This is a genomic window from Acinetobacter sp. NBRC 100985, from assembly GCF_000241225.1.
In the GTDB taxonomy this organism is placed as follows: Bacteria; Pseudomonadota; Gammaproteobacteria; order Pseudomonadales; family Moraxellaceae; genus Acinetobacter; species Acinetobacter venetianus.
The window spans coordinates 1-26,208 of the sequence record NZ_BAEB01000011.1 but is presented as its reverse complement, the minus strand read 5'-3'; the positions used below and the strand labels follow the sequence as shown (position 1 = coordinate 26,208).

Sequence of the window (26,208 nt, the reverse complement as noted above, 5' to 3'; positions counted from 1 at the left end):
GCGAAAGTAATATATTGTTTGAATTTTAAACAGATATTAAAATGAAAGATTTACAAAAAATTTATACTGATAAAGTAAATGAGGCACTTTTTAGATTACAGAAGTGTGAAAGTCTTATAGAGTCATATTTCGAAATCAAAGATTTATTAGATTTAGAATCCTCAATATTACATTTACGTAAAGCATTAGAAATATTTGCTTTAGCTTCGATCGCCCCAAATAAAATTAAATATCAAGAATATCGTGCTCAAGCTGATGGAAATCCTGACTATACAAAAGATTATAAAGCTAGCTCAATTTTAAAAGCTTTAAGTGGAATAAATTCTGACTTTTACCCTATACCTTTGTTACCAGCTGAAAAGTTAGAGAATGGGACTTGGCATTTTAATAGAAAAACAGGAAAATTCTTTGACAAAAATCAGTTTATTAAATTGTATGATCGATTAGGAAAATATTTACACGCCGATAATCCTTGGGGAAATAATAAAGAATGGGAAGATTTTGCTTTAGTAGTAAGGGATGGTATAAGTTCCATCCGTGATCTTTTTAAGTTGTATTTTACTGTAATACGGACATCAGAATTTACAGGTGTATGGGTTCTAGAGACACGTGAAAATGTGGTTCAATTTCTTGTTGCTGAATCTCATGGCGAATTTATCGTTGAGAATTATTAATTTGAAAGGTTATTAAAGAGAATTATTATGAAACTTAACTCATTCTCCCCAATTTCAGAAGATGATGAACTGCATCTTCCTGAGCTAGTGTATTGGGCATCCCTTGGTGATGTGGAGCAAGTTGAGCAATTATTGATAGAGGGTGTAGACCCAAACCAAACTGATGACGAAGGCTATAGTGCATTACAGGCTGCGGCTGAGAATGATCATTTAGCTGTGGTGAAGCTACTTGTGAGTAAAGGTGCAAATGTTGCTTATAAAGGCGAATATACTGCGCTGCAGCTTGCAGAAATGGCAGAGCATGAAGAAGTAATTGCTTATCTTAAAAGTCTTTAAATCATGCATAAAAATAGTAGATAAAAGAAGCCCCATCATCCTGACGGGGCTTCTTAGTATTCAGTTTCTTGTCGTTTATATTCCTTATGAACGACCGCTTCCTGCGTATCTTGTTATTTTCAATGAGACTTCCTGTCTCTCTATGTTTTGTATGATAGACGTAAAGTTGAGTTCGGTATATTAGCCAATGGCTGCCATCTTTGTGCGTTTTGGCTTACAGTAATTTTGAGTGATGTAATCATAAATAATAAAAAACGGAATCTTATGATTCCGTTTTTTAACTTCATCTGGATTTAGAAATGAACATCTAAACCGATATAAGGACCTTTAAAATTAAATTTAAGGTCATTTTTTTCGTAGTCATCTAATTTAATATCAAGAATACGATAACCTGCTTTTAAGCCGACATCGACCAATAAATTATCAATAAAGTTATATTGTAATTCGGCTTGGGCATCCGTAATTTTAGTGTCATTCACATTGCTATATAGTAATTCTGCTTTCGCACTTAGACCTGTAAATGGCAGTTTTACGCCTGCTGATCCATAGATAACAGGAATTGTTTTATCAATATCTGTTTTATTTAAGCCAAGCGTCTTAACATCACCATTGAGGTTACTCGCGCCAAAACCAATGTCTGCATCTACGATATTATCCAGTACTTCGTAATACAAAATAAAATCAGTATGGTCGATATCTAAGTCATAAACAGGTTGACCTGCAACTTCATTTTCGGTCTGTGTTTTTAAATTCACATAACGAATTTTTGCATTTGGGATCAGTGGAATTGGATGCTCAATTGCGAGTGATAATTGAGCAGAACCTTTTCGGTCAAGATCTTGATCGGGTGCTGAGGTTTGTGCTGCCATATTGGCTTCACCATTGTAGTTCCAGTAGCTAAGATCGCCTTTTACACCAATTAAATCGGCTTGAGCTAAACCACAAACGCTTGTCCCTAAAGCAAGTAGCGTTAATTTTAATAGTTTCATTGCATTGTCCTAATTAATATCAAAACCGTAATGAATTGTTATGAATTCACCCTAGATTGGACGCATCATATAGTGATCTTGAGCAATATGCAGTAGTCTAATTTTAAATTATGTGAAAAGAGAATAAATAATGACAGAAGTAGAATCGTGTGTGGATTACCCTTTATACGTAGCAGGGAAAGCAATTACAACAGGGCAATGGCTCGAGGTACAGCATAAATATCAACATACTGTCTATGCACGGGTTGCTTTAGCAGATGCAAAAGTTTTGGAAAAGGCTATTGCTGCATCGGTAAAAGCTGAAGCAGAAATGGCAGCATTAAAGCCGTATCAAAAACAAAAAATTTTATTGCACTGTGTGAAGCGGTTTAACGAATTAAGGGAGGAACTCACCGAGATTTTAATTGCGGAAGGTGGAAAGCCTCGCGGTGCTGCGAGTGCTGAAGTAGAGCGCTTAATTAATACTTTTCAACTCGCTGCGGATGCGGTTACTCAACTTGATGATGGTCGAATGTTACCTTTGGCGGTTACACCTGCTGCGGCACGTTTTAGAGGAATGGTGAAACATGTACCTGTTGGTGCGATCTCGCTAATTAGTCCATTTAATTTTCCATTAAATTTGGTGGCGCATAAGATCGCCCCTGCGATTGCGGCGGGTTGTCCTTTTGTTTTAAAGCCTGCCAGTTTAACTCCAATTAGTGCATTAAAAATTGCCCAAGTTTTAGCTGAAACTGATCTTCCAAAAGGTTCTTGGTCGGTATTGCCGTGTGATCGTCAAGCAGCGGATATTTTAGTGACGGATGATCGCTTTAAACTTTTGAGCTTTACTGGTTCAGATCAAGTCGGCTGGGACATGAAAGCACGCGCAGGTCGCAAGAAAGTCACCTTAGAACTGGGTGGAAATGCTGCTGTATTAATTGAGCCAGATACTCCCGTTGATGATGCTTTGATTGATCGTTTGGTTGGAGCGGCTTATGGTCATGCAGGTCAGATTTGTATTAGTGTGCAACGAATTTTAATTCATGCAGATATTTACACGGAGGTTAAAAAGAAATTACTCGCGAAAGTGAAAAAAATCAAAGTTGATGATCCAAGTTTAAGCACAACCTTGGTTGGTCCGATGATTAAGGAAGCAGAAGCAGTGCGCTTGAAAAAGTGGATTGATAAAGCGGAGAAAAAAGGGGCAAAAGTACTGATAGGAGGAACATTACAAGGTGTTCTATTTGAACCGACACTTCTGGAGAATGTAGATACAAAGCTTGAGGTGTATAAAGATGAAGCCTTTGGTCCAGTTGCGATTTTAGAAAAGTACAAAGATTTTGAACAAGGGATCGCGACGATTAATCAAAGTCGTTTTGGGCTACAAGCAGGCGTTTATACACAGAATCTAAATAAGATGCTGTATGCTTGGGATCATTTGCATGTGGGTGGTGTCATTATCAATGATGTACCGACTTTCCGTGTGGATAATATGCCTTATGGCGGTGTAAAAGACTCAGGCTTAGGTCGAGAAGGAATTCATTCGGCCATCCGAGATATGCAAGAAGAACGGTTACTCGCAATTAAACAATAAGCAATAATTTAGACAAGAGGGCGTGATGATTTTAATGATTGATTATTTTATAAACTTATCCTGTAAAACTTGACTGTCAGGTCAATATTGCAGTGAATTGAAAAATAATCAATCGTTCGAAAAATATAGTTTTTTCGTCCAGAATTTACAGTAAAAAGAAATAAAAACGGGTATTGTTCAGCTATTAAGTAGCAAAAAATGGACAAAGCTCTTTAAGGAAGAATTTTCTATTTTGCTCGTTTGTTCTGAAGAATCAATCTGCCCAAAAGGTGATGCTCTTTGACAAACAACACAAAATTTTTGTGGTACTTTTCTTGCTTGTAACAAAAAAATAAAGTGTAGGCAGCATTAAAAGTAACCTTTATCGTATTTAGGTGATTTATGACAGATACTCGTGAAAACTGGTCTGCTCGATCTGGTTTTATTATTGCGGCGGTTGGATCTGCTGTTGGTTTGGGTAATATTTGGCGCTTTCCCTATGTCGCTTATGAAAATGGTGGCGGCGCGTTCTTAATTCCTTATTTAGTTGCACTTTTGACAGCAGGTTTACCGCTGTTATTCCTAGACTATGCCGTGGGTCATCGTAGTACTGGTGCACCTCCAAAAGCTTATGAACAATTGACTAAAAAAGCTGAGGCTTTAGGTTGGTGGCAAGCTTGTGTATGTATCGTCATCGGTCTTTACTATGCCAGTGTCTTGACGTGGGCTGGTAGCTATATCTATTTCTCGTTCAATCAATCTTGGGGTGCTGATCCTGAGGGTTATTTCTTTAAAGCTTTCTTAGCAACTTCAGATGCCGCTGGTTTTGACATGACCTTTATTAGTCATTTGTTATGGCCATTGATTGGTGTTTGGGCGCTTGTGCTTGTAATTCTATATGGTGGTGTTCGAAAAGGGGTTGAGCTTGCGAACCGTATTTTCATGCCGCTTTTAATCGTTCTTTTTAGCATACTCGTGATTCAAGCATTACGTTTACCAGGTGCTTCAGAAGGCTTAAATGCATTCTTTACGCCGAACTGGGAAGCGATGAAAGACTATAAAGTATGGCTTGCTGCTTATGGTCATATCTTCTTCTCGTTATCTGTTGGTTTCGGGATTATGGTGACCTATGCCTCGTATCTCAAACCAAAAACGAATTTAACTGGTTCTGGTTTCGTTGTTGGTTTTGCAAACTCTTCGTTTGAATTACTTGCCGGGATTGGGGTATTTGCTGCATTGGGCTTTATGGCACATGCTGCGGATAAGAGTGTTCAAGATGTGGTAAGCGGTGGTATTGGTCTTGCGTTTATTGCATTCCCTAAGATCATTTCAAGTTTAGGAGCGGGTGCTGAATTATTCGGTATTTTATTCTTTACTTCATTGTTCGTTGCAGGTGTAACGTCAATGGTGAGTATTTTAGAAGTGCCAATTGCAGCGATGCAGGACAAATTAAAATGGGGCCGTGCGAAAGCCGTAACCATTATTGGCGGTGGTACTGGTATTGTTTCTATTGCACTGTTCTCAAGCGCTAATGCCATTAAATTAGTTGATATTATCGATCACTTTATCAATAACTTGGGTATTGTTTCTGGTGCACTTGTTTCGATCATCATGGTGTCTTGGTTCAAGCGCTCATTGATGCGAGAGCTTGAGTTACACGTAAACAGCATTTCAACAATCAAGTTAGGAAAAATCTGGGAATTCACGTTGACTGTGATAACGCCAGTGGTGTTGTTATCTACGCTTGGTCTTGCTTTAAGTGCTTTATTGCAAAAAGGATATGGCGATTACTCAATGAGTTTACAGCTTTGGTTTGGTTGGGGCTGTATCTTGTTCTGTGCAATCGGTGCTTTATTCATGTCTAGTTTAAAAAATCGCTAGGAGAGTGAAATGACGACTTCAGCTATTATCATGTTAGTGATTGCAATTGCTCTACTATGGGGTGGTTTATCTCTTTCGATTTTGCACTTATTGCGCAATCCTGAAGACTAGAATCACGCTGAGATACTTAAAAGTAAAAAAAGCAGGCTTTAAGCCTGCTTTTTTATTATGCCAACTTTTTAATTAAGCAATAATAGAAACCATCACCTGATTGTGCAGTAGGGAGTAACTGACGACCATAGGTCTGTTCAATGCCCCAATCAGCTTCGATTTTAATTTCTTCTGCATCAGCATGTTCCGCAAAGAATGTCGCCATTTGCTGCTCATTCTCGGCTTTTAAGATCGAGCAAGTGATATACAGCAATGTACCGTCGACTTTAAGTTGTTGCCACATCTGTTGCAAAATCTGCTGCTGTAAAGCGACTGTTTGCGCGATATCAGTGGACTGTCTGAGTAAGCGAATATCAGGATGGCGACGAATTACGCCTGTTGCTGAACATGGTGCATCTAGCACGATACAGTCGACCAGTTGCTGCGTCTGCCATGTAGTGGCATCTGCCTCGATAATCTCTACTTCAGTTTGATCTAAGCCAAGACGTTCGATATTTTCAGAAACACGCAGTAAACGTTTCGCATCATGATCAAGGGCAATCAATTTTTTAGGGTTAAAGCGCTCAAGGATATGTGCTGTTTTGCCGCCAGGTGCAGCACAGGCATCAACCACCACTTTGCCATCTAGGTTCGGTAAAAGCGTGGCACATAACTGTGCATGTTCATCCTGAACAGAAAAACCACCTTCTTCAAAACCCGGTAAATGGGTAATATTGCCCGTTTGTCCCAAAACAATACCAACATTTGAAAGCATGCAAGGACGAGCATCAATCTGTTCCTCGTCCAAAATCTCTAAATATTCGTCACGACTGACTTGGCGTTCATTGACACGAAGGGTGAGCGGTGCGACTTGTTTTAAGGCTTGGCATAGTAGTTCTGCTTGCTCAGGCCAATCTTTTTTGAGTCGTTTGAATAACCAACTTGGTAAACCATGCGTATTATTCAATGCTGTTTGAAATTCAGCTGTTTCACGTGAAACACGACGCAGAATCGCATTCACTAAACCACTCATTGGCTCAAAACCGAGTTGCTTGGCCGCATTTACCGTTTCTGAAATCGCGGCATGTACTGGAATACGAGTACATAGAATTTGATATAAACCAAGATATAAACAACTTTCTAGTGCTTCATTGTCTAATGGCTTTGTGAGCAATGGTAAGGTAATGGCTTTTAATGAATGCCATTGGCGTAAGCAACCTAAAGTGAGTTCATGATATAAACCACGGTCACGTTCAGAAACCATATTGATATGTTGATTTAAAACGGAAGACAAAGATTGCCCATTTTGAACCGCCAAAAGCGTTTTGACGACTTGCGCACGCAGATTCAAATTTTTTACAGAGGATTGATTTGATTGGCTCATGGGAGAATTTGTCCAATATGTAATTTCTGGGTTTGGGCAATTTGAACTGGATTGAGGGCTTTAGCACCCGGCCACTGAAGACTGGTGAGGCAGACTGCCGTATTGTCGCCACAAGCAACGTGTACACCTTGTTTGTCCATCGCTACAATCTCACCGACTTGAGCATCGGTTTTGCTGTGGGAAGAAAGCGTAGAGCCCCATACACGCAGCGCATTGTTTTCATCCAGTTGAATAAAGGCAACTGGCCACGGGTTAAAAGCACGGATATTACGGTCGATTTGAATGGCATTTTGTGTCCAATCGATACGCGCTTCTGCTTTCACGAGTTTGTGGGCATAAACAGTGAGTGCTTCATCTTGCACTTCACGTTTCGCAATAAAATCTTGCAGGCTTTGTTCTGATTCAAGCACAGTACAAATCGCTTCTGCACCCTGATCTGCCAATTTGTCATGCAAGCTGGCAGAGGTATCTTCTGCTGTAATTGGGCAATAGGTTTTATACATCATATCGCCTGTATCTAAACCAGCTGCCATCTGCATGATGGTAATCCCTGTTTCATCATCACCCGTCGCGATTGCACGTTGAATCGGTGCAGCACCACGCCAACGCGGTAATAGTGAACCGTGAATATTCAGGCATCCGTATTTGGGTGTATCTAAAACGGCTTGCGGTAAGATCAGACCATAAGCTGCGACCACCATCACATCAGCACCCAAAGCTGCCAATTCTTGTTGAGCTGCTAGGCCTTCTTCCGTCGACGCTTTAAAATGCAAAGGTTGATAAACAGGTAAACCGTGTTCAAGCGCCAATTGTTTAACAGGAGATGGCGTTAATTTTTGCCCACGCCCTGATTTACGGTCAGGTTGGGTATAAACAGCAATGATCTGGTGTGATGTTTTTAATAATGCCGCCAATGCGGTTGCCGCAAATTCAGGCGTACCAGCAAAAATGATTTTCACAAAGATAATCCAACTAAAACTTGCTGCAAATTATAAGCGAAAAAGCCACTAGTCCCTAATTCGATGGATTGAATTGCTTTTGTGCAAAAAAGATAGGTCCACTGGTCATGAGTTAAACGATAACTTGTAGTATGATGGAAAAAGCTCAGTATCATTTCGCTAGAGAGAAAGCCCTATTTTTCTCGAGCACACACTTGTTGGGAATAAAAAATGCCTGATTATCGTTCGAAAACATCAACACATGGAAGAAATATGGCCGGCGCGCGTGGTTTATGGCGTGCGACAGGTATGAAAGATGAAGATTTTGGCAAGCCAATTATTGCGGTGGTCAACTCATTTACCCAATTCGTTCCAGGGCATGTGCATCTTAAAGATTTAGGGCAACTTGTTGCGCGAGAAATTGAAGCATCGGGTGGTGTTGCAAAAGAATTTAATACCATTGCGGTTGATGATGGTATTGCAATGGGCCATGACGGTATGTTGTATTCATTGCCTTCGCGTGATTTGATCGCTGACTCAGTTGAGTACATGGTCAATGCACACTGTGCCGATGCAATGGTTTGCATCTCAAACTGTGACAAGATCACACCGGGAATGTTGATGGCAGCAATGCGTTTAAACATTCCAGTGGTATTCGTTTCCGGTGGTCCAATGGAAGCGGGTAAGGTGAAGTTCCGTGGTGATGAAAAAGCTATTGACCTTGTGGATGCCATGGTCGTTGCTGCTGATGAAAGCTATACCGATGAAGAAGTCGCTGCTTTCGAACGCTCTGCATGTCCGACTTGTGGTTCATGTTCAGGGATGTTTACTGCAAACTCGATGAACTGTTTGACCGAAGCGCTTGGTTTGTCTTTGCCGGGCAATGGTTCAATTGTTGCGACACATGCAAATCGTGAAAAATTATTCCTTAAAGCGGGTCGTTTAGTGGTTGAACTGGCGAAACGTTATTATGAACAAAATGATGACAGTATTTTGCCACGTTCTATTGCAACCAAAGCTGCATTTGAAAATGCCATGACTTTGGATATCGCGATGGGCGGTTCGACCAACACTGTATTGCACTTACTTGCTGCTGCGCATGAGGCAGAAGTTGATTTCACGATGGATGATATCGACCGTTTGTCACGTCAAGTGCCTGTATTGTCAAAAGTTGCGCCTGCAAAATCTGATGTGCATATGGAAGATGTACATCGTGCGGGTGGCATCATGGCGATCTTGGGTGAGTTAGATCGTGCCAAGTTACTCAACACTGAATGCCCAACTGTACATGAAAAAACACTCAAAGATGCCTTAGATAAATGGGATATTATTCGTACTGAAGATGCAGATGTGTATGAATTCTATCGTTCATCTCCGGGCGGTATTCCAACGCAAGTTGCATTCTCTCAAAACCGTTATTACTCAACTTTAGATGGTGACCGTGAGAAAGGCGTGATCCGTAATGCTGAACATGCCTTTTCTAAAGATGGTGGTTTGGCAGTACTTTACGGCAACATCGCTCTTGATGGCTGTATTGTAAAAACTGCGGGTGTCGATGAATCAATCCTTAAATTTACAGGGACTGCACGCGTTTTTGAAAGCCAAGATGCAGCTGTAGAAGCCATTTTAGATCATAAGATCGTTGCTGGTGATATCGTGGTCATTCGCTATGAAGGCCCACGCGGTGGACCGGGTATGCAAGAAATGTTATATCCAACAAGCTATTTGAAATCTAAAGGTTTAGGTAAAGACTGCGCCTTGATTACGGATGGTCGTTTCTCTGGTGGTTCTTCAGGTCTATCGATTGGTCACGTTTCTCCAGAAGCTGCGGAAGGTGGTGCAATCGGTTTGGTTGAAGATGGTGACACCATTCAAATCGATATTCCAAATCGTACGATTCATCTTGATATTGATGATGCAACGATGGCACATCGCCGTACGGTACAAGATGCTAAAGGCTGGCACCCAGCTGAAGAGCGTAAGCGTAAAGTATCTAAGTCGTTGAAGATTTATGCGATGCATTCGACTAGTGCTGCGAAAGGTGCAGTACGCGTTTTGTAAAACTCCTTTGCTGATCTAAATGCTCAGCATCGCTCTCCTTGTAATGCCATCGTTGTGTTACAAGGAGAATTTTTTGATGTTTGATTTTTATAATATAAAATACCCTTGGTTCTCATTTAACAGTACACTTGGGAAATATATCTTCTTTTCTATCATTCATTACGCTTAGAGGCGATTGACATGTCTTTGTTACGTCGTTGGTTTGATCCCATCCGATCGAGTTGGTTCTATCAGAAACCTTCTCGTCAGGCGGTTTTACCTACGGAACAGGGTTTAAGCATTTACCTACGTCTAGACGATGTTTATAGCTATCTTGCGGTGCAACAACTTGATCAGCTCAATGAAATCTTGAGTGATGAGCTCAAGCCGCTGAAAGTGATTATTTCGAGGCAAGATGCAGAACCTCCGAATGGTATGTCTGCACAGGATTGGCAGCAATATTGTTTAAATGATGCCAAAATTTTAGCCAAGCAACATCGTTTTGGCTTTGACGATACTCCCGAAATTCCAAGCGCTGAAGCATTACAACAAGCTGAAACAATTCTAAGAAATACGCCGTTAAGAGAACAAAACTTCCTACATCTACTTGAAGATGTCTTTCATATGTTGTGGCAACAACAATATGGCAAATTGCGTACCTTGCATACCATGGCCAGTAAACACCAAACCCCGCAGCATTATCCCGAACGTATTTTTAGTGACGTTCCAGTAGCTGCGAGTTATTTCGAATTTGGTGAGCGTAAATATCAAGCCGTTGATGATTTATTGCGCTTAACACGTCGCCTCAAACAACAGAAGTTGCTGACAGGGAATCCAATTTTCTTGATCAATCATATCGAATGGCGTGAGCATTTGATCAATGATGGCGAGGCACTGAATGAAGTGCAAGCGATGCATCCAGAGTTAGATCTTTATATTGCACTTGAAGATCCAATGAGCTGGTTATTGTTGGCATATATCAAAGAAGAACTGGCCAATTATTATAATATTCAGTTGAAAGTATATCCGCTGAGCTATCATGGTCGAGATTGGTTTGATTGGAGCTTAGCAACACGTGTATCAAAGCGAACACAAGTTGCCTTTACACCGTTCTGTCGCCCAACCAAAGAAGCCACTTATGAAATGGCTAAGCTGTTTTATAGCGTGCCTGAAGAGCAGCAAGTGGATGTTGTACATCAGATATTAGAAAGTGTTTGGACACACGGTAAAGACATGTCCTTCAAAGCACACTTCCAACGGATGCAAAAACGTTTAGAGATCGAGCAACTAACTGAGCAAGATGTTGAGGTGTTATTAAAACAAAATGATGAACTCTGTCAGCAAAAGCATCAGCCTGACTTTCCAGTCTTAGAATTGCGAATTGACGGGCAAAGTTATGTGTTTAATAGCTTATATCGTGTTTGGATGATCGAGAGCATCATCAGTAATGTGTTAGAAGATAAATACAAAATGGCCTCAAGCTCTGCCTGAGGCTGACTCCCAAAAATAAGAATAGGGCAGTACCTCAGTTTTTCGTAGCATAACTCCGATCTATCCATGGAGTATGTCTGTGACCTTTATCGCAATTATTGTATTCGTCTTTATCTTTGCAGGGATGATTAAGGGCATGATCGGTCTCGGTTTACCTGCCGTGTCGATGGGGCTATTAACAATTGCAATGAGTCCTTTTCAAGCCGCTTCTTTACTCATAGTCCCATCCATGATGACGAACATTTGGCAGCTATTTGCAGAGGGTCGAGTTTGGACATTTATCTGCCGCTTTTGGTCATTGCTGATTGGAATTGTGGTGGGTTCTATTTGGAGTTTCTTACCGACCTTGAATCAAAGCCATGGACAAAGTAGTGAGCTTTTATTGGGCAGTATGTTGGCACTGTATGGTATTTACGGACTGTGCGTAAAAGCATTACCTGATCTAAGTCGATATGAAACTTGGTTATCCCCTGTGGTGGGCTATATCGGGGGAGCTGTGACTGTGGCAACTGGGGTGATCATTATTCCAGTTGTGCCTTACTTGCAATCTTTGCATTTGCAACGCGATGAGTTGGTACAAGCTTTGGGATTAACCTTTACCGTATCGACGATTTGCTTGGCTGTTTTTTTACATCACAACCCAATGGCTGGTGTCACACTCGATTATCGTCTTTCTATTGTGGCTTTGGTTGCGGCCTTAGTCGGGATGTGGTTGGGTAAAAAAATTCGCTATCAACTCAATGAACAACGTTTTCGCCGCTTATTTTTTATTGGCTTGGTGGCATTAGGGGCTTATATGTTATCGCATTAAGCGCTATTCGGATAAAGGGCGATGCTGCAATAAGAATTCTGCAAATTGTTGGTAATTCAAAGAAAGTTGATTGAAATCCTGTGTGGCGAGTAATAGTTTACGGTTCGCCCATGCCCCTCGCAATTGTACCGTATGAAAATGATAGTCAGCTTGCAAGCGTTGCGCTGCACGAGCAGGCATGATGGCAATTCCAACGCCCTGATCAACGACTTCGGCAATAGCGGAAAAGTTAGGCAATCGCAAACGGTACTGAATATTAAAACCAAGTAATTTTGCTTGGGTTTCAATAGATTGTTGCAAAGAATGATGTGGCATTAAACCAATGAATCCATAGCTCAATGCATCGAGTAAATTTAATTGTTCAGAGTGTTGTAATGCATGAGCAGCAGGACATATCAAAACCAAAGGATCACTTGCAAACTCTTGTGTTTGCAGATGTTGTGTATCAAAAAAACTAGAGACTAAACCAAGTTTGGCAATCCCTTTCATTAATGCCGCAACAATATCGGAGCTTTCAGCCTCATGTAGGTCGATATTAATTTCAGGGTGATGCATTAGATATTGGGGTAACAAGGTTGGCAAATATTCACTTTGTGCCGATGAGTTACACCATAGTGTTAATGACTCAGGCACTTGCCGCCGAAAGCGCTGCATGTCTTGTTCGAGTTGCTGCTTTTGAACCAGTAACAACCGCGCATGTTCAGCCAGCGCATGTCCAGCGCTGGTCAATTCAACCCCTGTACTATGTCGAATAAATAAGGGCGTATCGAAATATTGTTCGAGTTTTTTAATCCGCTCACTGGCTGCTTGCAAAGAAATAGCAGAACGCTCAGCACCTTTGGTTAGACTGCCTGTTGTTACGATGTGTTGGAGTAATTGGATATCAAAAAAATCAAAACGCATATGAGCAACGCATTGAAATGCAAAAACTCATCATACTAAAAATGCTTGAAATAAAGATAGGGCAGCCAAAATAGTTTGATTGACTCAGCATTTGTCTGAAAATAAGAAAAGATTTAATCATTGTCTAAAGGATATTGTTCAAATAATTGTACGATCCAATCGATAAAGACTCGCTGTCTCGGCGACACTAAAGTTTTTGAAGGATACAGTAAAGAAACGGGTAAAGAGGGAACTTGATATTCAGTTAATAGTGGACAGAGTTGACCACTCTCGATGTCTTTTAAATGACCATAACGAGGGACTTGGATAATCCCAAAGCCTTCTGCGGCGGCTGATGAATAGGAATGAGCGCCATTCACTTGAATCATCGATGTTAAATCATAAGTCTCTAGCTGTTGATTGACGATAAATTCTAGAGGGAGTAGTTTTTGTCGAGCAGTCGAGTAAAAACCAATCATAAAATGCTGTTTTAAATCGTTTAATGTGTTGGGCGTACCATATTTTTCTAAATATTTTGGGCTTGCGAGTGTTACTTGCTGAATATGTCCAAGATGTCGAACCACCAGTTCACTGTCATTTAAATATCCAATACGAATAACGCAATCAATGCCTTCCTTAATCACATCGACATAGCGATCACTCTCGGTGAGTTGTAGCTGTATTTGCGGATATTCAGTTAAAAATGCATGTAGCTTTGGAATAATAAAGTGAGCAGCAAAAATCCCATGTACTTCAATTTTTAATGTGCCTTGTGGCTTAGCATGTAAAAAGTCATGATCAGACTCATCAATATAACTCAGAATGTATTTACAACGTTGATAGTAAAGATTGCCCTCATCCGTAGGGTTGACCTGACGTGTCGTGCGAAACAAAAGCCGCGTATTGAGTTGCGCTTCGAGTTGTTTAATCGCATCCGTGATTGTTGAGCGAGGTAGGTTCAGAAGTTGTGCTGCTTTGGTAAAACTTCTTTGCTCGACCACATGTATAAAAACAGACATTGCATTCAATTTATCCATGTCACAGTGCTCATTATTTTGTTCGGAAAATTCGGACAAACATGCCGAAATATGATGGATTATCTTCTTTTATAAGAACAGTAGCATAGATCGTATCCAAAGATAAATTTTTTGATATGAGGTCAAATATGGATACTTTAGTAAAACCAGCTGACGACAAAAAAGTGATTTTAATTACAGGTGCATCGCGAGGGATTGGTGCTTTTACTGCTGCATTATTGGCGCAGCAAGGGCATAAAATTGTGATTAATTATGCCAATAATGATGCCGAGGCAACGCGGGTCGTTACACAAATTGAAGCGCTCGGTGGCGTTGCGAGTTGCTTTAAAGCTGATGTGAGTAAGTCCCAAGATGTTAGCGCACTATTTGATTATGCCATTCAAAGCTATGGCAAAGTAGATATCCTCATTAATAATGCAGGCGTGATGTGTTTTAAAAAGATCGAGGCTTTGGATGATGAGACGATTGAACGAGTGCTCGCGATCAACCTGAAAGGTTCGCTGTATACCATGCGAGAAGCTGCAAAACGACTTGAACATGGTGGCAAGATTATAAACCTGTCGAGCAGTGTGATTGGAATGAAGCTTGAAGGCTATGGGATTTACACTGCGTCTAAAGCGGCGATAGAGTCGCTGACTGCTATTTTAGCGAAAGAATTAAGAGGTAAAAATATCACGGTGAATGCGATTGCTCCGGGGCCGACAGCAACAGAATTATTCTTTGAAGGCAAAAGTGATGAGCTAATTGCTCAGCTTAGCAAAGCGGCACCTTTAGAGCGTTTAGGTACGGTAGAAGATATTGCCGCCGTGATTCAATTTGCAGTAAGCCATCAAAGTGATTGGATTAATGCACAAGTCATCAGAGCAAATGGTGGCATTGTATAGTTCCATATTGCATAAAAAAGGCAGCTTACGCTGCCTTGGTTTTCTAGTTTTTATCTTTTAGGCTAAACAATAAGTTCAGGAAAATCGCAGCAAAAGTTGCGGTTCCGATCCCACCTAAATTGAAGTTACCAAAGAGCAGTTCGAAGTTACCTGCACCTAAAATAATGGTGACAGAAGCGATGATCAGATTTTTATTATTAGAGAAATCGACTTTATTTTCGATCCAGATTTTTGCACCAGCAATGGTAATTAAACCAAAGACGACGATAGAAGCACCTGTCAGTACCGCCGTTGGGATGGTGCTAATCACTGCGCCAAATTTTGGTGAAAGACCTAGAAAAATCGCAAAAACACCTGCAATCACAAAGATAATCGTCGAATAGACACGCGTCACCGCCATGACACCAATGTTCTCGCCATAAGTGGTCATGCCGGGCGCACCGACACCGCCAGATAACGTGGTTGCGAGACCATCTGCAACAAAGGCTTTACCCAACTGTGGGGTTAAGTTTTCACCTGTCATTGCACCGACTGCTTTGATATGACCAAGGTTTTCAGCGACTAAAATCAAGGCAACTGGTGCAATAATCAAAATCGCGTTTAAATCAAATTTCGGATGCGAGAACGTTGGAATACCAAACCAAGGTGCAGCAGCGATTTGGGAGAAATCAATCGGTTTGCCATACCCCAGAATATTGGTTGCAATTGCATAGATCGCATAAGCAATCAATAATCCAACGAGAAGCAATAAACGCTGCAATAAACCTTTGGTAAAGACTGCGATAATGCCCATACTGAGTACAGTGATCAGTGCCATCCACATTTCAAACGGTTGACCTGCAACACCTTTAATCGTGACAGGAGCAAGGTTGAGACCAATGATCATCACGATTGCGCCTGTAACCACAGGTGGCATCAATTTTTCGATCCAGCGTGTTCCTGTGAGCATCACCGCAAAGCCAATCAACGCATAAAAAATACCGCAGGCAACAATACCACCTAAGGCGATGGCTAAATTTGGATTCGCACCTGAGCCAGTGACATGACCTGTTGCAGCTGCCACGACACCAATAAAGGCAAAACTTGATCCTAAGTAACTTGGAACGCGTCCACCAGTGATGAGGAAGAAAATAATGGTACAGATCCCTGACATGAGGATCGCAAGGTTGGGGCTAAATCCCATCAACAATGGTGCAAGAACAGTTGCTCCAAACATTGCAAATGCATGTTGAACCCCGAGCACCGCGCTTTGTAAGGGCGGTAAATATTCATTTGTCGCAACAGGGCGATGATCAATCTTTCCCTGATACGGCTGCCATTTTGGAAACCAATTTGACATAGATGAGACTCATTATGTGATATCAGCGCGTATCATACTCTGTCTTAAATCGCGCTTTCACCTATCCTCGTCTGAGAATATTGAGTGCTAAGGCTTTGAAGTTGATAATTTTTACCTTTTGGTAAAATAAGCATTAAAATAACTTATCGGATTTATTATTTATTTTGCTTCGATCATATGAAAAGTGAAATAACAACTTGAGAAAATAAATTTTAAAAAAATTCTAAAAATTTTTATAAAAGTGGAATATTTTGCCAATCGAGTCATCAGCAGGCATCATTTCTGCTGATGACTCATTCAAAAAGACATTTAACCTGTATTACGTAAACCTGCTGCAATCCCTGCAATACTGACCATAAGTGCATGATCAATAGGGGTGTGTTCAGATTGATGTGTGCTTAAATACAAACGACGACGCTTCATCAATTCTGCCTGTAATAGATGTAATGGCAACAGATAAGGTTTGCGTACCTGCATCGATTGATCAAGTACCTCATTATTACTGAGTAGCTTAGATTCACCTTTGAGACTCAACAAGGTATCTACGGCATTTTGTAGACGTTGGCGTAGTTCAACGCCAAGCAGTTTTAAGTCCTGGTCTTGGGTGAGGTGTGACTCGTAATACAGCGCAATATCCGCATCTGATTTAGACAGCACCATTTCCAGCATGTCGATCAAGGTTTGGAAATAAGGCCATTGTTCTAACATCTCATCCAGTGTGTTTTTGTGCTGCTCATGGACTTGATTAATCGCCGTCCCTGTTCCTAGCCAAGCAGGGAGCATGAGACGAATTTGTGTCCATGCAAACACCCAAGGAATGGCGCGCAGTGACTCAATGCCACCACTGACTTTACGTTTGGCAGGACGTGAGCCGAGCGGAAGCATTTGCAGCTCAAGCTCAGGCGTGACTGTACGCAGATAACTCACAAAATGAGGGTTTTCACGAACGGTTTGACGATAGACTTTTACTGATAAATCGGTCATTTGATTCATCAATGCACGCCATTCTTGTTTCGGTACAGGTGGCGGCAAGAGTGTCGCTTCTAATGTTGCTGCGGTATAGATCTCTAAGTTCTGTAAGGCAATGCCTTCAAGTCCGAATTTAAATCGAATCATTTCACCTTGTTCAGTGACACGAATTGCACCTGAAATCGATCCTGGTGGTTGAGAGAACAAAGCTTGTTGTGTCGGCGCGCCGCCGCGACTAATCGAACCGCCACGACCATGGAATAATGTCAGTTGCACACCATGCTTTTGAGCGATCGCCGTGAGTTCTTCTTGGGCGCGATACTGTGCCCAGTTTGCTGACATAAAGCCTGCATCTTTGGCTGAGTCCGAATAACCAATCATGACCTCATGTTTTGCATGAATATGTTGTTTATACCAATGCATACTAAACAGCGTATCCATGGTTTTTGCTGCGCCGTCTAAATCTTTAAGCGTTTCAAAGAGTGGAACGACACGCAATGGTTGCTGAATGCCAGCTTCTTTTTGCAATAACAAAACAGCAAGGACGTCACTTGGATATTCAGCCATAGAAATGATATATGCACCCAAACTTTCAGGCGGTTGTTCCGCTAAAGTTCGCATTGTTGCAAATACTTCCAATACATCAGGATGCTGAATCAGGCTACCTTCAGGCTCGTTTAAATATTTTGGCAGCAGTGGACGCTTACTTTGTAATTCTTGGATCAAGAAATTTTGACGTGCTTGCTCAGTCCAAGATTCGAAATTGCCGAGACCTAAATACTCCGTAATCGCTGAAATGGCTTGGCGATGTCGTCCAGATTCCTGACGAATATCGAGTTTGAGTAGTTCAATCCCAAAACAATTCACCCGATAGATGAAATCTAACAATTGACCATTGGCAATTTCGGCTAAATTACTGTCAACCAAAGAGCGATAGCACAGCAATAATGGTTGTAACAATTCATCTTTATGACGAATGATATTTCGATCATCTGCCTCTAGACCTTGTAAACGTTGCCCTAAGCAATAACGAGTTGCTTTTAAACGTTCACGTGTTTCACGCAAATATTCACGATACGGTTCAGGGTGTGGCTCACCCAGTGCTTGCGCAAGTTCTTCAGAACAATGCTGAATTGACAGTTCCCAGCGTAAGTTTTCAATATCACGTAAATATAAGTCCGCTGCTTGCCAACGAGACAGCCATAATACTTCTTGCGTGATTTTATGGGTGACATTTGGATTACCGTCGCGGTCACCGCCCATCCAAGAAGCAAAGCGAATCGGTGCAACGGTCAGCGGTAAGCTTTGCTCACAATGTTGTTGTGTAAGCTCATTGAGTTCACGAACGAATTTGGGAACTGCATTCCATAAGGTCTGCTCAATGGTTGCAAAACCCCATTTAGCTTCATCCACTGGCGTTGGGCGATGTTGACGAATTTCATCTGTTTGCCATGCCGAACTAATTAATTGCTTCAATGTCGCAAGGGTTTGTTGGCGCTCACGAGGTGTCAACTTTTGCTGATCAAGCTGAGACAGGCAATCGGTAATATCATCATATTTTTGGATTAAGGTACGACGACTGACTTCGGTTGGGTGTGCAGTGAGTACTAGCTCGATTTTGAGATCACAGAGCTGTTGGAACAGTTGTTGTTCATTGATTTGTTGGGTTTTGAATTTTTCAAATAAATGCGGTAATGGATTCGGGCTTGGTGCTTGTTCATCAAACTCAGCCTGACGACGGCTACGAACCACATGATATTGCTCTGCGATATTGGCGAAGTTAAGAAAATGAGAGAAAGCACGGGTGAGAGGCAAAATCTCTTCATCTTTTAAGCCGAGGAAAAGTTGTTCTAATTGTTTTTCTGCTTCGATTTGACCGTCTCGTGCGCCTTTGGCGAGTGCACGGATTTGCTCAATTTGATTAAACAAATCTTGCCCAGCATGTTGCTTTAAGGTTTCACCAAGTAAATTGCCCAATAAGCGGACATCTTCACGTAATGGAGCCGTGATTTGCTGAATCATTCTATTTCTCCTGATGTTCTCATTTGACTATAGCGCGATTGAGAGACATTCCAAGTGGAGAACGTAAATAAATGTGAAATTTATTTAAATTTTAGTTTGATATTTAAGCAAAAATAGCTCAACTGCTTGTTGAATCATCTGATCGATTTCAATTGCGGTTGGTACAGTGTCTAAACCTAACAACACCCGATAGTGACGTAAGCCCAGCATTAAGGACACGATCATTTCTGATTGCTTGAGGGGATCATCTTTTTGAATAAAACCCAAATCAACGGCTTGTTGAAAAAAATCACACCAAACATTACTCATCCGTGTATGTGATGCATCAAAAAACTGTTGGGTCAGCGGACTCTGTTCCGCGGCGAGTTCAAACAGGACACGATCAAGTTTCAGCGCTTCAGGAAGATAAATAATACTGAGTGCACGGTGACACATCACATACAGCGCTTGTTCAAAATTACTTTCCGCTGTTAAGACAATTTCTTTGGCGCAAAGGGATTCCTCACAACTTTCTTCAATCGCACAAATAAACAGATTGGCTTTGTCTTGGAAATGGTTATAAACCGTCAGTTTAGTCACGCCTGCGTCTTTGGCAATTTGATTCATATTGGTGGCGTGATAACCCATTTTTAAGAAAATAGATTTTGCAGCCTGAAGGATTTTGGCTCTTTTCTCTAAATCTTTTGGGCGACCACAGTTGTTTTGCACGCTGACATTCTCTTTTAATTAAATTAAAAATCAATTAAATAACTTTAATTTCCAATTAATGTACTCATGGGTATATTAATTAAAAAATAAACAATCTATCATGATATTCATATTGTGCCTTAAAAAATCAATCTGAATAAGAGCGAAAAAGAGATGAATCTGCTAAATCATGTAATTGTGGGGTTGCTCGTACTCAGCAGTGTCACTTTATCCGCATGTCAAAAAGAGGTTCCCAAGACTGAGGAAATTCCGTATGTCATGGTGACGCAACCGAGTAGCACGCATGTTGATCAAAAGAGCTATGCAGGAGATGTGCAGGCGAGGCAAGAAACGGCTTTGGCATTCCGTGTCGGGGGACAAATTACGGAACGTTATGTTGATGTGGGTGATCGCGTTAAAGTTGGGCAAGTCTTGGCAAAATTAGATGTTAAAGATGCACAGCTGCAAATGAATGCTGCAAAAGCACAATTGGATAGTGCGCAAGCCACAGCAAAAATTGCAGCCCAGGAATATCAACGTTATCAGCAATTACTCCCAGTCAATGCGGTGAGTCGTTCGCAATTTGATGCGATCAAAAATCAGTACGAATCAGCGCAAGCAACCTTGCAACAAGCACGCTCGAATTATGAGGTGTCTTCAAACCAAACAGGTTATAACCAACTTGTTTCTAATAAAAATGGTGTGATTACTCAACGGCAAATTGAAATTGGACAAGTCGTCTCTGCTGGACAGCCAGCCTATCAACTGGCAATTGATGGTGAGCGTGAGGTGGTATTTGGTGTGCCTGAACAAGCAGTTAGCCAAATTAAAGTCGGTCAATCGGCTTGGGTCACGCTATGGTCACAACCTGAAGCACGTTTTGCCGCTAAAGTTCGTGAGGTTTCACCTGCAGCTGACCAGTCCAGAACGTTTACGGTGAAAGTCTCATTGTTGGAAGGGCAGTCTTCGATTCAGCTGGGGCAGAGCGCTCGCGTCTTCTTTGTCACACAACAAAACAATGTACTAAGCGTGCCTTTATCTAGCGTCACTGCCAATGGTCAAGATGCTTATGTATGGGTTGTGAATGCAAATAACACCTTACGTAAAGTGGCTGTGAACTTGGGGGCATATGGACGTGATAGTGTGCCGATCATTTCAGGTTTAAAAGCAAATGATTGGGTTGTGGTCGGTGGCGTACATTTACTTCGCGATCAGCAAAAGATTCATCCTGTAGATCGTGATAATCGTGAAGTCACAGTCAAAACGGGAGGTTAAACATGAAATTTAACCTTTCAGAATGGGCACTTAAGAATAAGGGCATTATTCTCTATTTTATGCTGTTACTTGGCATTGTAGGGATCATGTCCTATTCGAAACTCTCACAGAGTGAAGATCCACCATTTACCTTTAAAGTCATGGTCGTCCAAACCTATTGGCCGGGAGCAACCGCGAAAGAAGTTTCCACGCTGGTGACTGATCGCATCGAAAAAGAATTGATGACCACGGGCCAGTATGACCGCATTATGGCGTATTCTCGCCCTGGTGAATCTTTGGTGACGTTCGTTGCTAAGGATTCGCTACCATCAAGCAAAATTCCTGATGTTTGGTACAACGTCCGTAAGAAGGTCAATGACATTCGTCATCAGTTACCGAGTGGTGTACAAGGTCCATTTTTCAATGACGAATTTGGCGATACCTTCGGCAATATCTATGTCCTCACGGGCAAGGATTTTGACTATGCAGTAATGAAAGAATATGCCGATCGTCTACAACTGCAATTGCAGCGTGTTAAAGACGTGAGCAAGGTCAATCTCGTTGGCTTACAAGATCAAAAAATCTGGATTGAACTTTCCAACACCAAAGCGGTTCAGCTCGGTGTCCCAGTCACTGCCATTCAAGAAGCGATTCAAAAGCAAAATGATATGGCATCTGCGGGTTTCTTTGAAACGGGTACAGATCGTATTCAAATTCGGGTCAGTGGACATTTACATAGTGTTGATGATCTGAAAAAACTGCCATTGTTGGTGGGTGATAAAACCATTCAGTTGGGGGATGTCGCTGAGATTTACCGTGGCTTTAGTGAACCCGCACAACCTCGTATGCGTTTTATGGGCGAGAACGGAATTGGTATTGCGGTATCGATGCGTAAAGGTGGTGACATTATTGCTTTGGGTAAAAATCTCGAAGCTGAATTTACCCAATTGCAAAAGACTTTACCTTTAGGTATGAAGCTGCAAAAAGTTTCTGATCAGCCCGTCGCGGTACAACGTAGTATTCATGAGTTTTTAAAGGTATTGGCTGAAGCAGTCATTATCGTGCTGTTAGTGAGTTTCTTCTCACTGGGTTTCCGTACAGGCTTAGTGGTGGCGCTATCCATTCCACTGGTGCTTGCGATGACCTTTGCAGGCATGAATTTATTTGATGTTGGACTACATAAAATTTCTTTAGGCGCTTTGATTCTCGCATTGGGTTTACTGGTCGATGATGCCATTATCGCGGTTGAGATGATGGCAATCAAAATGGAGCAGGGTTATAGTCGGCTCAAAGCTGCTGGTTTTGCATGGCAAACGACGGCTTTCCCAATGCTGACAGGAACACTCATTACCGCAGCGGGTTTCTTGCCTATCGCCACTGCGCAATCTGGGACAGGAGAATATACCCGTTCTATTTTCCAAGTGGTGACGATTGCGCTGATCGTATCGTGGATTGCCGCAGTTTTGTTTGTTCCCTACCTTGGTGAAAAGTTGTTGCCTGACTTCACCAAACAACAGCAACAAGCTGCATGGTATTTACGTCTATGGGCGAAATTACGTAAGCAGCCTGCGCCTGTGGTTGAGGCACATGACCAACACCATGACCCTTATCAATCGAAGTTTTATCAATCGTTCCGCCGTGTGGTTGAAGTTTGTATCACTTATCGTAAGACGGTGATTGCAGTGACGGTTGGGATCTTCATCTTTTCTGTCGCAATGTTTAAGTTTGTACCGCAGCAATTTTTCCCACCATCCAACCGTGCCGAAATTTTAGTGGACTTGAAACTAGAGGAAGGCGCATCGTTGACGGCAACCGAGCAAGCCGTACATAAAGTCGAAAAATTCCTTTCTAAGCAGAAAGGGATTGATAACTATGTGGCCTATGTAGGGACAGGTTCACCAAGGTTCTACTTACCGTTGGATCAACAGTTACCGCAGGCGAGTTTTGCTCAGTTTGTAGTATTGGCATCTTCTTTAGATGATCGTGATGAAATTCGACGTTCTTTAGAAACGCAAATTAAGCAGCTCTTGCCACAAGTGCGCACGCGTGTGTCATTACTCGAAAATGGCCCACCTGTCGGTTATCCATTGCAGTATCGGGTTTCGGGGGAGGATTTAGCGACAGTACGTCAATGGGCACAAAAAGTTGCCAAAGTATTGAGTGAAGATCCAAACACCACCAATGTACATTTGGATTGGGGTGAACCAAGTAAGATTATTGCGATTGAGATCGATCAAGATCGTGCGCGTCAGATGGGTGTTTCTAGCGCTGATTTGGCAAATTTCTTAAATGCCTCGGTTACGGGTACGGTGATGAATCAATATCGTGAAAAACGTGAGTTGATTGAAATTCGTTTGCGTGGCGATAAAACGGAACGTGCTGAAGTTGCTTCTCTAGCCAGTTTGGCGGTTCCAACGACTCAAGGCACGACAGTTCCATTAGCGCAAATCGCGAAAATTGAATCACGTTTTGAAGAAGGCTTAATTTGGCATCGTAACCGCTTGCCAACGATTACTGTCCGAGCAGATATTCGTACGCATTTACAACCTGCAACGGTTGTTCAACAGTTGGCTGATCAAATGCAGGCTTTACGAACTGACTTACCGAATGGTTATCTACTCGAAGTTGGCGGTACAGTTGAGGAGTCTGCGAAAGGACAAAGTTCAGTCAATGCGGGGATGCCTTTATTCCTTGCGGTGGTGATGACTTTATTGATGATCCAATTGCGTAGTATGTCGCGTGCAACCATCGTGTTGCTGACAGCACCACTTGGCTTAATTGGTGTCGTGGCGTTCTTGTTGTTATTCAATAAACCCTTCGGTTTCGTCGCAATGCTTGGAACGATTGCCTTGTCTGGCATGATTATGCGGAACTCGCTGATTCTCATTGATCAGATCGAACAAGATATACATGCTGGGCAAGCGCCTTGGGATGCGGTGATTGATGCAACCATGCGCCGATTCCGTCCAATTGTTCTTACTGCATTGGCTGCTGTTTTGGCAATGATTCCGTTATCACGCAGTATTTTCTTTGGTCCAATGGCTGTTGCAATTATGGGCGGTTTGATAGTTGCGACCTTATTAACCTTATTTTTCCTACCTGCGCTCTATGCAGCTTGGTTTAAGGTGAAAAAAACAACATATCTATCGTAATTATTTTGTGAATAAAGGTGCGAAATATTGAAAATTTCAATATAGTAGCACCTATATTTAAAGACCAAAAAATAATTGAATTTCATTGCATGACAAATTTGGCAAAATGCATTGGATGAGGTGATATAGAGCATGGGGCAAGACAATATTGAGCAGCATCGCCGCTATGTGGCGATTTCTTACGTGTTCATGTTTCTTGCATTATTTACAATAGTGTTTGCAGCGTTTGCATACCTGTTAGCACGCAAAGTTGCGATTGTGGATAATGCAGAGGTATGGATACATGCGCATGCACTCTGGATTATGCGTAATGTGCTGCTATTTATCTTGATGGCATTTTTTGCCGCCCTTTGGCTTATTCCTCTATTCTTTTTTTCATGGGATAGCGCAACTTGGGTGACCGCAATGACGGTTGCTGGTGTGGTATTTAGTTCAATTGCATGGTTATTTTTATTGAATGCTTGGATTCAAGGCATTGCTAAATACTTTAAAAATAAAGCAGTTTTTTAAATTTATTGCTTTTTTATTGCGATAGACCTTGTAAATTTATCATACAGCCCCTATTAAGGCTCTGTTGACTTTAGAAATAAAAAGTCAGCAGAGCTTATTTGTTTGTATAGATTTAATAAATTCCGTGAGGAGCATCGCCAACCATGGCTAAACGTGATTATTATGAGGTTTTAGGCGTATCGAAAACCGCAGGTGATGATGAGATCAAAAAAGCCTATCGTAAGTTGGCGATGAAGTATCACCCTGACCGCAACCCTGACAACGCTGAAGCTGAAGACAAGTTTAAAGAAGCGTCTGAAGCGTATGAAGTTCTTTCAGATAGTGAAAAGCGTAGTATGTATGACCGTGCGGGCCATAGTGCTTTTGAAGGTGGCTTTGGCGGTGGTGGCTTCGGTGGCGGTTTTAGCGCTGAAGATATTTTCAGCCAGTTCGGTGATATCTTTGGTGGAGCGTTTGGTGGCGGTGGTCGTCAGCAACAACGTCAGCGCCGTGGTTCAGACCTTCGTTACGTGATGGAATTGACGCTTGAAGAAGCAGTCAAAGGCGTGAAAAAAACCATTACTTTCACTGCGCCAGCGCCATGTGAAACCTGTGATGGTAAAGGATCTAAAAATCCAAATGATGTAGAAACTTGCCGTACTTGTCACGGTGCTGGCCAAGTGCGCATGCAACAAGGTTTCTTCTCTGTTCAGCAGACGTGTAGTACCTGTCGTGGTCAGGGCAAGATTATTAAAAATCCTTGTAATACCTGTCATGGATCTGGTGTATCAGACCGTCAGCAAACGCTTGAAGTTACCATTCCTGCAGGTGTAGATAATGGTGATCGCGTACGTTTAACGGGCAAAGGTGAAGCGATTCGTGATGGTCAATCAGGTGATTTATACGTAGAAGTTGTTGTTCGTGAACACGAAATCTTCCAACGTGATGGCGCTGATTTATATATGGATGTTCCTGTGAGCATTGCCGATGCTGCATTAGGAAAAGAAATTGAAATCCCGACCCTAGAAGGGCGCGTGAGCTTGAAAATTCCTGAAGGCACGCAAACAGGCAAACTGTTCCGCTTGCGTGGTAAGGGTGTTCGTCCAGTACGTAGCAGCATGGTCGGCGACCTACTGTGCCGTATCGTGGTAGAAACTCCAGTGAATTTAAATAGTCGCCAACGTGAATTGCTGAAAGAATTACAAGCTTCTTTTGATGGTGATGGTCATGCCTCATCTCCAAAGAAAAAATCATTCTTTGATCGCTTATTCGATTAATTTGCATCAACAAAAAAACTCGCTCGTCGA

General features: G+C 41.8%; 21 protein-coding genes. 13 read left to right on the top strand and 8 right to left on the bottom strand.

The features are described from left to right. The first annotated feature begins 41 nt into the window (after window positions 1–41). Together ACT4_RS03290 and ACT4_RS03285 are read left to right on the top strand one after the other, a co-directional pair. Window positions 42–674, top strand: a complete 633-nt coding sequence (locus ACT4_RS03290) for a hypothetical protein (protein WP_007479816.1) — start codon at window positions 42–44, stop codon at window positions 672–674. Between the two features lie 27 nt (window positions 675–701). After that, on the top strand, window positions 702–1,010 hold the full coding sequence (locus ACT4_RS03285) for an ankyrin repeat domain-containing protein (protein WP_007479815.1): 309 nt from the start codon (window positions 702–704) through the stop codon (window positions 1,008–1,010). 293 nt (window positions 1,011–1,303) lie between these two features. On the opposite strand, the gene ACT4_RS03280 is transcribed toward ACT4_RS03285, so the two are convergent. Next, complete coding sequence (locus tag ACT4_RS03280) at window positions 1,304–1,999, bottom strand: TIGR04219 family outer membrane beta-barrel protein (RefSeq protein WP_007479814.1); 696 nt, start codon at window positions 1,997–1,999, stop codon at window positions 1,304–1,306. Between the two features lie 130 nt (window positions 2,000–2,129). On the opposite strand from ACT4_RS03280, the gene ACT4_RS03275 reads away from it, so the two are divergent. The 3 genes from ACT4_RS03275 to ACT4_RS16870 all read left to right on the top strand — a co-directional run bounded on the left by ACT4_RS03275 (window position 2,130) and on the right by ACT4_RS16870 (window position 5,543). After that, entirely contained in the window at window positions 2,130–3,572 is a 1,443-nt protein-coding gene (locus ACT4_RS03275) for an aldehyde dehydrogenase family protein (RefSeq protein ID WP_007479813.1), read from the top strand. 381 nt (window positions 3,573–3,953) lie between these two features. Further along, window positions 3,954–5,432, top strand: coding sequence for a sodium-dependent transporter (locus tag ACT4_RS03270; protein WP_007479812.1), 1,479 nt, complete (start codon window positions 3,954–3,956; stop codon window positions 5,430–5,432). Between the two features lie 9 nt (window positions 5,433–5,441). Next, on the top strand, window positions 5,442–5,543 hold the full coding sequence (locus ACT4_RS16870; RefSeq protein WP_004878224.1) for a methionine/alanine import family NSS transporter small subunit: 102 nt from the start codon (window positions 5,442–5,444) through the stop codon (window positions 5,541–5,543). 55 nt (window positions 5,544–5,598) lie between these two features. On the opposite strand, the gene rsmB is transcribed toward ACT4_RS16870, so the two are convergent. Next, window positions 5,599–6,906, bottom strand: coding sequence for a 16S rRNA (cytosine(967)-C(5))-methyltransferase RsmB (gene rsmB, locus ACT4_RS03265; RefSeq protein ID WP_007479811.1), 1,308 nt, complete (start codon window positions 6,904–6,906; stop codon window positions 5,599–5,601). Next, complete coding sequence (fmt, locus tag ACT4_RS03260; RefSeq protein WP_007479810.1) at window positions 6,903–7,865, bottom strand: methionyl-tRNA formyltransferase; 963 nt, start codon at window positions 7,863–7,865, stop codon at window positions 6,903–6,905. Before fmt ends, rsmB begins: the two co-directional genes overlap by 4 nt. A 210-nt stretch (window positions 7,866–8,075) precedes the next feature. On the opposite strand from fmt, the gene ilvD reads away from it, so the two are divergent. The 3 genes from ilvD (at window position 8,076) to ACT4_RS03245 (ending at window position 12,186) form a co-directional block, all read left to right on the top strand. Further along, window positions 8,076–9,905 carry a dihydroxy-acid dehydratase gene (gene ilvD / locus ACT4_RS03255; RefSeq protein WP_007479809.1) on the top strand — a complete coding sequence of 610 codons (1,830 nt, stop codon included), beginning with the start codon at window positions 8,076–8,078 and terminating at the stop codon, window positions 9,903–9,905. A 180-nt stretch (window positions 9,906–10,085) separates the two neighbouring features. Beyond that, entirely contained in the window at window positions 10,086–11,375 is a 1,290-nt protein-coding gene (locus ACT4_RS03250) for a hypothetical protein (protein WP_004878218.1), read from the top strand. A gap of 79 nt (window positions 11,376–11,454) precedes the next feature. Beyond that, window positions 11,455–12,186 carry a sulfite exporter TauE/SafE family protein gene (locus ACT4_RS03245; protein WP_007479808.1) on the top strand — a complete coding sequence of 244 codons (732 nt, stop codon included), beginning with the start codon at window positions 11,455–11,457 and terminating at the stop codon, window positions 12,184–12,186. 3 nt (window positions 12,187–12,189) lie between these two features. Here ACT4_RS03245 and ACT4_RS03240 read toward each other — a convergent pair whose 3' ends face one another. Together ACT4_RS03240 and ACT4_RS03235 are read right to left on the bottom strand one after the other, a co-directional pair. After that, window positions 12,190–13,089 (bottom strand): LysR family transcriptional regulator, encoded by a 900-nt coding sequence (locus tag ACT4_RS03240; protein WP_007479807.1) that lies wholly within the window; start codon window positions 13,087–13,089, stop codon window positions 12,190–12,192. A 113-nt stretch (window positions 13,090–13,202) separates the two neighbouring features. Then, entirely contained in the window at window positions 13,203–14,105 is a 903-nt protein-coding gene (locus tag ACT4_RS03235) for a LysR family transcriptional regulator (protein ID WP_007479806.1), read from the bottom strand. A 128-nt stretch (window positions 14,106–14,233) separates the two neighbouring features. Here ACT4_RS03235 and ACT4_RS03230 point away from each other — a divergent pair, with 128 nt between their 5' ends. Then, a complete protein-coding gene (locus ACT4_RS03230; RefSeq protein WP_004878212.1) occupies window positions 14,234–14,989 on the top strand; it encodes an SDR family oxidoreductase in 756 nt (251 codons plus the stop codon). A gap of 43 nt (window positions 14,990–15,032) precedes the next feature. On the opposite strand, the gene ACT4_RS03225 is transcribed toward ACT4_RS03230, so the two are convergent. From ACT4_RS03225 to ACT4_RS03215, 3 genes are all read right to left on the bottom strand, one after another. After that, window positions 15,033–16,328, bottom strand: coding sequence for a solute carrier family 23 protein (locus tag ACT4_RS03225; RefSeq protein WP_007479805.1), 1,296 nt, complete (start codon window positions 16,326–16,328; stop codon window positions 15,033–15,035). 309 nt (window positions 16,329–16,637) lie between these two features. Then, on the bottom strand, window positions 16,638–19,319 hold the full coding sequence (ppc, locus tag ACT4_RS03220) for a phosphoenolpyruvate carboxylase (RefSeq protein ID WP_007479804.1): 2,682 nt from the start codon (window positions 19,317–19,319) through the stop codon (window positions 16,638–16,640). Window positions 19,320–19,403: 84 nt separating this feature from the next. Next, a complete protein-coding gene (locus ACT4_RS03215) occupies window positions 19,404–20,027 on the bottom strand; it encodes a TetR/AcrR family transcriptional regulator (protein WP_007479803.1) in 624 nt (207 codons plus the stop codon). Window positions 20,028–20,180: 153 nt separating this feature from the next. On the opposite strand from ACT4_RS03215, the gene ACT4_RS03210 reads away from it, so the two are divergent. The 4 genes from ACT4_RS03210 (at window position 20,181) to dnaJ (ending at window position 26,178) form a co-directional block, all read left to right on the top strand. Continuing rightward, window positions 20,181–21,281, top strand: a complete 1,101-nt coding sequence (locus ACT4_RS03210; RefSeq protein ID WP_007479802.1) for an efflux RND transporter periplasmic adaptor subunit — start codon at window positions 20,181–20,183, stop codon at window positions 21,279–21,281. 2 nt (window positions 21,282–21,283) lie between these two features. Then, on the top strand, window positions 21,284–24,412 hold the full coding sequence (locus ACT4_RS03205) for an efflux RND transporter permease subunit (RefSeq protein ID WP_007479801.1): 3,129 nt from the start codon (window positions 21,284–21,286) through the stop codon (window positions 24,410–24,412). A 132-nt stretch (window positions 24,413–24,544) separates the two neighbouring features. Further along, window positions 24,545–24,922, top strand: coding sequence for a hypothetical protein (locus ACT4_RS03200; protein ID WP_007479799.1), 378 nt, complete (start codon window positions 24,545–24,547; stop codon window positions 24,920–24,922). Window positions 24,923–25,065: 143 nt separating this feature from the next. Next, window positions 25,066–26,178 carry a molecular chaperone DnaJ gene (dnaJ, locus tag ACT4_RS03195; protein ID WP_007479798.1) on the top strand — a complete coding sequence of 371 codons (1,113 nt, stop codon included), beginning with the start codon at window positions 25,066–25,068 and terminating at the stop codon, window positions 26,176–26,178. Window positions 26,179–26,208: the final 30 nt, after the last annotated feature.

Coding starts and splice junctions, on each gene's coding strand:
- ACT4_RS03290 (WP_007479816.1), top strand. CDS start 42: ATGAAAGATTTACAAAAAATTTATACTGATAAAGTAAATGAGGCACTT.
- ACT4_RS03285 (WP_007479815.1), top strand. CDS start 702: ATGAAACTTAACTCATTCTCCCCAATTTCAGAAGATGATGAACTGCAT.
- ACT4_RS03280 (WP_007479814.1), bottom strand. CDS start 1,999: ATGAAACTATTAAAATTAACGCTACTTGCTTTAGGGACAAGCGTTTGT.
- ACT4_RS03275 (WP_007479813.1), top strand. CDS start 2,130: ATGACAGAAGTAGAATCGTGTGTGGATTACCCTTTATACGTAGCAGGG.
- ACT4_RS03270 (WP_007479812.1), top strand. CDS start 3,954: ATGACAGATACTCGTGAAAACTGGTCTGCTCGATCTGGTTTTATTATT.
- ACT4_RS16870 (WP_004878224.1), top strand. CDS start 5,442: ATGACGACTTCAGCTATTATCATGTTAGTGATTGCAATTGCTCTACTA.
- rsmB (WP_007479811.1), bottom strand. CDS start 6,906: ATGAGCCAATCAAATCAATCCTCTGTAAAAAATTTGAATCTGCGTGCG.
- ilvD (WP_007479809.1), top strand. CDS start 8,076: ATGCCTGATTATCGTTCGAAAACATCAACACATGGAAGAAATATGGCC.
- ACT4_RS03250 (WP_004878218.1), top strand. CDS start 10,086: ATGTCTTTGTTACGTCGTTGGTTTGATCCCATCCGATCGAGTTGGTTC.
- ACT4_RS03240 (WP_007479807.1), bottom strand. CDS start 13,089: ATGCGTTTTGATTTTTTTGATATCCAATTACTCCAACACATCGTAACA.
- ACT4_RS03235 (WP_007479806.1), bottom strand. CDS start 14,105: ATGGATAAATTGAATGCAATGTCTGTTTTTATACATGTGGTCGAGCAA.
- ACT4_RS03230 (WP_004878212.1), top strand. CDS start 14,234: ATGGATACTTTAGTAAAACCAGCTGACGACAAAAAAGTGATTTTAATT.
- ACT4_RS03225 (WP_007479805.1), bottom strand. CDS start 16,328: ATGTCAAATTGGTTTCCAAAATGGCAGCCGTATCAGGGAAAGATTGAT.
- ppc (WP_007479804.1), bottom strand. CDS start 19,319: ATGATTCAGCAAATCACGGCTCCATTACGTGAAGATGTCCGCTTATTG.
- ACT4_RS03210 (WP_007479802.1), top strand. CDS start 20,181: ATGAATCTGCTAAATCATGTAATTGTGGGGTTGCTCGTACTCAGCAGT.
- ACT4_RS03205 (WP_007479801.1), top strand. CDS start 21,284: ATGAAATTTAACCTTTCAGAATGGGCACTTAAGAATAAGGGCATTATT.
- ACT4_RS03200 (WP_007479799.1), top strand. CDS start 24,545: ATGGGGCAAGACAATATTGAGCAGCATCGCCGCTATGTGGCGATTTCT.
- dnaJ (WP_007479798.1), top strand. CDS start 25,066: ATGGCTAAACGTGATTATTATGAGGTTTTAGGCGTATCGAAAACCGCA.